Consider the following 5602-nt stretch of genomic DNA (forward strand, 5'->3'; position numbering starts at 1 on the left):
TCCAGGCCCGCTGGATCGAGAAGACCTATGAAAACGGCGCGCTTGTGAAAGCCGAGCGCTATACCGGCCTCTTCTCCCTCATCACCCAGCCCCCGAAAGATGCCGCGACGCTCCGCGCCAATCCCCTCGGTTTGTATGTCCATAGCCTCAATTGGGGTCAGGACCTTGTCACAGGAGACACCCAATGATCCGCAATCTGCTCGCAAGTTCCGGGCTTGCCCTCATCGCCGCCTGCGCGACAACACCGACGGACCTCGAACCGTTGGCCCCCGAGGCGTTCCAGGCGGCCTCCCCCTTTGAAGAGGAGATCGATCACCCGGTCAGGATCGTGGAAACAGCCGTCCCGCTGCCCCTGCCCGGACAGATGAAGGCCGTTGCCTCATCCACACCAGAACCTCATGTCTCCCCGGAAGAGGCTATCAAGGAAGGCCGAGAACACGCCCTGATCGAACCCTCGGTCGATGGCTACGTGAATGCGATTCAGGTCTATCCCTATACGGAAGGGGCGCTCTACCGGCTCTATGCCAGCCCTGGTCAGGTCAGCGATGTCGGCCTGCAGCCCGGAGAGACACTCGTTTCCGTCTCAGCTGGTGACACGGTCCGCTGGGTCGTCGGCGATACCACGTCCGGATCAAGAACAAATGCCCGCGCCCATGTGCTGGTCAAACCCATCAGCGCCGGTATCCGCACCAATCTGATGATCGCCACCGACCGGCGGACCTATCACCTCGAACTCGAAAGCACGGATGGCAGCTATATGGCGGCCCTTTCCTGGCGCTATCCGGCAGATGAACTTGCCGGCCTCACGGCACGCAATGCGCAGGCCATCGCACGGGAGAGCGGGTCCATCGAACAGGGCCTGACGCTGGAAGGGCTCAATTTCGACTACCGGATGACCGGCGACAATCCGGACTGGAAGCCGGTCCGGGTGTTCGATGACGGACGGCAGGTTTTCATCCAGATGCCTGCCTCGATCGCCACCACCGACATGCCGCCGCTATTCGTACTCGGTGAGACTGGAAATGCGGAACTCGTAAACTATCGCGTCCGTGGAAATTACTATGTCGTCGACCGCCTGTTCCGGGCGGCAGAACTGCGGCTCGGCCAGAAGGACCAGACCGTGGTTCGGATTTCCCGGACCCCGCGCCGGACAGGCCTTGCGGCAATTTTCGGGGGCTGAGCCATGTCAGAGCCCATTCCCTTTGACGAACATGCGGAGCGGCTAAAAATCCGCTCTGCGCCCAAGCCCGTCACGCGCATCAATCGCAAAGTGTTGATCGCGGGTGCAGGTCTTGGCGCGCTTGGCCTGTTCGCCGCTGCGAGCATCGCGCTCGCCCCTCCGAAGGCCATCGAACCTGGCGAACAACGCGAACTCTACAACACCACGAACACAAGGAAACCCGAAGGCTTTTCCACCCTGCCGGCCAGCTATGACGCCGTGCCAAGGCTCGGCCCGCCGCTTTCCGGCGATCTCGGTGCGACGATCCTGTCGGCCGAACGCGATCTTGGCATCGAGCCGGAATATGCTGATCGGTTCGAGGACGACTTCCGGCCCAATCCGGCAGATGAAGCCGCGCGGGCAAGACGCATGCGCGAAGCGGCGCTCGCCGAAGACGCCGCCCGCGCACCTGTCTTCTTCAAACTCCAGTCCGAATCCGCCGCCCTACCCACAGGAAAGCCGCCTTCCCGCGATCTCGCGGGCGATCTTCGCTCCGAACTCCTTGCCCTTACCGCGACGCCGGCGGCGACACCATCCGGCTTTACTCAACAAGCCGACACGAATCTGCAGGATCGCAAGCTGGACTTTGTGGGTGAGGGCGGTGCATCCGACATCTACAATCCACAACAGGTCCAGGACCCGCTCTCTCCTTACCAGGTTATGGCAGGCACGCTTATCCCGGCCTCGCTTGTAACAGGCATCAACAGCGACCTGCCCGGCACCATCATCGCGCAGGTCACTCAGCCGGTCTATGATACGGTGAAGGGGCAGTACCTGCTCATTCCGCAAGGCGCGCGCCTGATCGGCCGCTACCAGTCGGAAGTCTCATTCGGACAGGACCGGGCCCTTGTTGTCTGGGACCGGATCATCTTCCCCGACGGGTCCTCGATACAAATCTCGGAGCCCGGAGCGGATGGCGAGGGCTATGCCGGCCTTTCCGACCGGACAGATCATCACTGGGACCGCGTATTTGCCGCCGCAGGGCTCGCGACCATCCTCGGGGTCGGCGCCGAACTCGGGCCTTCGAACGAGAATGACGACATCGTCCGGGCGATCCGCCGCGGGACGACCGACACGGTGAACCAGGCTGGCCAGCGCGTTGTCGATCGCAGTCTCGGCATCCAGCCGACCATTCGCATCCGGCCCGGCTGGCCCGTGCGGGTGGTGGTCACGCGCGACCTGATCCTGAGGCCTCAATGACCATGACGATGACGACAATGTCCCTCAAACTTGAACGACTTCCCGACCGCACGCCCGTTCGCATGACCGTAGCGCTCGATCCGGATCTCGCCGCAGCCCTCACTGACTATGCCGCGATCTATCAACAAGCCTATGGCGAGGAGGAAAAGCCTGAAACGCTGATCCCAGCCATGCTCGAAATGTTCCTGGCGTCCGACGCCGGGTTCAAACGGGCCCGCAAGGCCCTCCACGACAACGCCAGAAACGGAGACTGACCCCATGGCACAAATCGGCGCATTCACCCTGAAGGATGGCAAGTACACTGGGACCATCCGTACCATGACCATCAATGTCAAAGCCCAGCTGGTCCCGAACAAGACCAAGGTCAATGACGATGCCCCGGATTACCGGCTCTATGCAGGCGGAGCAGAACTCGGCGCCGCGTGGCGTCAGGACTCCAAGGATGGCGAAACGCCCTATCTCGCTGTGAAGCTGGACGATCCGAGTTTTGCGGTACCGGTACGGGCAGCCTTTTTCGAGAATGCCAAGGAACAAACCGGGATTTTGGTATGGAATCGAGTCAAGTCGACACAAGCATGACGGCGCCCGCTGTCAAACACCGAAAGCTGACTCACGCCCGTAACGCGCTGATGTATCGCAGATGCGGGACGCCCTGCCCCTTGCGCTATCCAGCGCTTGTTACGCCCGACGGCGAAGGGCGCGCCCTAGCCCAGCCGAGCCCGCTGGCATGTTGCTATTCCAGGGTGTTGACCGGCATGGCATTGTCCTCCGTAGTAATAGGCGGGCGAAACCAGCAGGAGGCTTTATCGAGCGACTAAATCATCTCGCGATCGACTCTAGTGAAAACAATATCGAGTCGTGAAACCGACGCGCCGCCCCGTCGACATCAATTGTCTTCTCGAGCATTTCAAGCCATAGTCGTCGATACTGGCAGCCATCATGCATATTGAACGGGATCTTACGACAATTGCGGTAAATTTTTTGTAGACCGACAGGATCAATTCGGGTCGGGACGACGTGTATCAGAAGACGAGGCATCTCATCGCAGCCCGAGCGAGGCGACTTTGGGATGTGTGTGAACGGACGGTGCTAAAGTTACTCTGCGACGTCTCAATGATATTGCGGCTTCACTCGGCCGGGCAAACATGGCCTCATTGAAGCACTCGCCCTCAGGCCTATGTTGAAGGATTCGACAAGGACGATCCCCTTAGGCTTGCCCGTCCCGTCGACCTCTGAGCGGGATTGCGATGTTTGATAGGCGCAACGATGTATACCAATGTCATTTGGAAAACGAAGTCACAATTGGTCCGCCAACCTTGGCTAATGTACCAACAAGAAAGATATAGGTTAGCACGATGAAGACGATAATATTTGCGCGCAGCTTATACACGACTTGGCGCATGTATCGCCGCAACAAGAGCGGCAGAAAGTTCGAGCCTGAAGCGCCCTATATGAAGGAACTTTGCACGCGGGGAGATACCTGCCTTCACTTTGGTGCGAGCGATGGCAGGCACTCATATCTGCTGTCCAAGATTGTCGGCCCGGCGGGAACAGTTCACGCTTTTGAGCCCTCAAAATACTCCTACGGAATCATGTGCCGGCTCATCCGTTGGCACAAGCTTGGCAACGTGCATCCACACAATTACGCCATCGGCGCCGAGGATGGGGAAACAGTGCTCAACGTCCCGCGGAAAACCAGCGGGCACCTTGGGCGCGCCTATGCTGTCATTGGGGACAGCGCACGAGGATCAGAGGAGCTTCTAGCGAAAGCCAATGACACGGAATTTGAGCGGCAGAAGGCACCCGTCATTACGCTCGATTCCATCGTCGCAAAACTGAGGCTTAAGACCCTAGACTTCGTGCGGTGTGATATTGAAGGCGCCGAGGGCCTAATGATCGATGGAGGTGAGACAACGATCCGGGAGTTCCTGCCTACTTTTCTTATCGAAATTCATCCGTTTTCGTTGCAGCACAATTTTGGGCGAGATCCCGGCTACATCCTCGCCTATTTCCTGCAGCTCGGTTATGTCGCTTGGCGCTTAAGCGACGACGATTCAGAACTCATCCGCGTTACCGAACTCGACACCAAGCGACGCTGGCGTGACTACTTTCTGGTACACCCGTCACGAGCGCTCACATTGCCCGGCGGGCAATTTCGGACGGACCTCACTTCGGACTGAAACTGCCGGGAAGCAACGGCTCCCGGCAGAAGACAAAGTTGAGAGATGAGCGCTCAGCCGTGGCCGAAATCAGTACCGTCCCCATTCGGGCCGCCTGCAACATTCTGATACGGATCATCTGAAGATCCGACAGTGTAGACGTAGACGGCCGGAGACCAGGCACCCGGACCGATCAGGCGAATAGATTCGCCATTATCGAATACCATATCGTACGTATTCGGACCAGCATATGTAACGCCCACATAGTGGGAGTAAAGTGCCGTATCCAGGTAGATAGAATCTTCTGCCCAGAAGTCCGAGATGATGTCATTGTCAGCATCGCCGAGTTGGAAATAGAACCGGTCAGGATTGTTCGTCCCACCATTCATGGTGTCGGATCCGTCGCCGCCGATGATCCAGTCGTTCCCGCCATCACCCCAGATAAAGTCGTTACCATCACCTCCAAACAGGCGGTCATTGTTATTGCCACCGCGGATGGTATCCGAGCCACTATCACCGAAGAGCCAGTCGTCTGCGGAACCACCTTCGAGCGTATCATTGCCCGCGCCGCCATACGCCACGTCCTGGCCGTCACCACCTTCAAGCCAATCTACCCCAGCGCCGCCGCTCAGGTAATCATTCCCACCGTCACCAATGAGATGATCATCACCGTCTTCGCCATAGATCCAGTCGTTTCCACCGCCGCCGCGCAGATAAGGATCGTTTCCGATGCCTCCATAGAGAGTGTCTTGTCCGTCACCCCCTTGGAGGGTGTCATTACCTTCCGCACCATAGAGGACGTCATTCCCTCCATATCCACGCAAAGTGTCATCGCCCTGATATCCGTAGATGATATCGGCTGAGCCGCCACCATTGATGGTGTCGTTTCCAGTTGTCCCGTAATACACAGTCATAAGTGTCTCCAGATTTTGAAAATCAAAACACCTCCCCACGGTTGAGAAGGCAGGACAACTTTATCTATCTAGGCGAATCTGCTCTGCCCCACCGAGGTGGTCCACCGGTT

At 58.4% G+C, this 5602-nt stretch carries 7 protein-coding genes; 6 read left to right on the forward strand and 1 reads right to left on the reverse strand.

The window, feature by feature from the left end; all coding sequences use genetic code 11:
* From HY26_RS15300 to HY26_RS15325, 6 genes are all read left to right on the forward strand, one after another.
* Positions 1-188, forward strand: a 188-nt coding sequence (locus HY26_RS15300; protein ID WP_255567043.1) for a VirB8/TrbF family protein, incomplete at its 5' end; no start/stop codon positions are given.
* Positions 185-1180, forward strand: a complete 996-nt coding sequence (gene trbG / locus HY26_RS15305) for a P-type conjugative transfer protein TrbG (RefSeq protein ID WP_112074000.1) — start codon at positions 185-187, stop codon at positions 1178-1180. The genes HY26_RS15300 and trbG, both read left to right, overlap by 4 nt.
* Before the next feature lie 3 nt (positions 1181-1183).
* Positions 1184-2419, forward strand: coding sequence for a TrbI/VirB10 family protein (locus HY26_RS15310; RefSeq protein WP_112074001.1), 1236 nt, complete (start codon positions 1184-1186; stop codon positions 2417-2419).
* A 17-nt stretch (positions 2420-2436) separates the two neighbouring features.
* Positions 2437-2673 (forward strand): DUF2274 domain-containing protein, encoded by a 237-nt coding sequence (locus HY26_RS15315; protein WP_112074005.1) that lies wholly within the window; start codon positions 2437-2439, stop codon positions 2671-2673.
* Positions 2674-2677: 4 nt separating this feature from the next.
* On the forward strand, positions 2678-2998 hold the full coding sequence (locus HY26_RS15320) for a DUF736 domain-containing protein (protein WP_112074002.1): 321 nt from the start codon (positions 2678-2680) through the stop codon (positions 2996-2998).
* 821 nt (positions 2999-3819) lie between these two features.
* Entirely contained in the window at positions 3820-4599 is a 780-nt protein-coding gene (locus HY26_RS15325) for an FkbM family methyltransferase (RefSeq protein WP_158531525.1), read from the forward strand.
* A 53-nt stretch (positions 4600-4652) separates the two neighbouring features.
* On the opposite strand, the gene HY26_RS15330 is transcribed toward HY26_RS15325, so the two are convergent.
* Positions 4653-5492 carry a calcium-binding protein gene (locus HY26_RS15330; RefSeq protein ID WP_112074004.1) on the reverse strand — a complete coding sequence of 280 codons (840 nt, stop codon included), beginning with the start codon at positions 5490-5492 and terminating at the stop codon, positions 4653-4655.
* Between the last annotated feature and the right edge of the window lie 110 nt (positions 5493-5602).

The organism is Hyphomonas sp. GM-8P (genome assembly GCF_003263315.1).
In the GTDB taxonomy this organism is placed as follows: domain Bacteria; phylum Pseudomonadota; class Alphaproteobacteria; order Caulobacterales; family Hyphomonadaceae; genus Hyphomonas.

What these genes read in the sequence shown, in the direction of transcription:
- trbG (WP_112074000.1), top strand. Translation starts at nt 185, where the DNA reads ATGATCCGCAATCTGCTCGCAAGTTCCGGGCTTGCCCTCATCGCCGCC.
- HY26_RS15310 (WP_112074001.1), top strand. Translation starts at nt 1,184, where the DNA reads ATGTCAGAGCCCATTCCCTTTGACGAACATGCGGAGCGGCTAAAAATC.
- HY26_RS15315 (WP_112074005.1), top strand. Translation starts at nt 2,437, where the DNA reads ATGTCCCTCAAACTTGAACGACTTCCCGACCGCACGCCCGTTCGCATG.
- HY26_RS15320 (WP_112074002.1), top strand. Translation starts at nt 2,678, where the DNA reads ATGGCACAAATCGGCGCATTCACCCTGAAGGATGGCAAGTACACTGGG.
- HY26_RS15325 (WP_158531525.1), top strand. Translation starts at nt 3,820, where the DNA reads ATGTATCGCCGCAACAAGAGCGGCAGAAAGTTCGAGCCTGAAGCGCCC.
- HY26_RS15330 (WP_112074004.1), bottom strand. Translation starts at nt 5,492, where the DNA reads ATGACTGTGTATTACGGGACAACTGGAAACGACACCATCAATGGTGGC.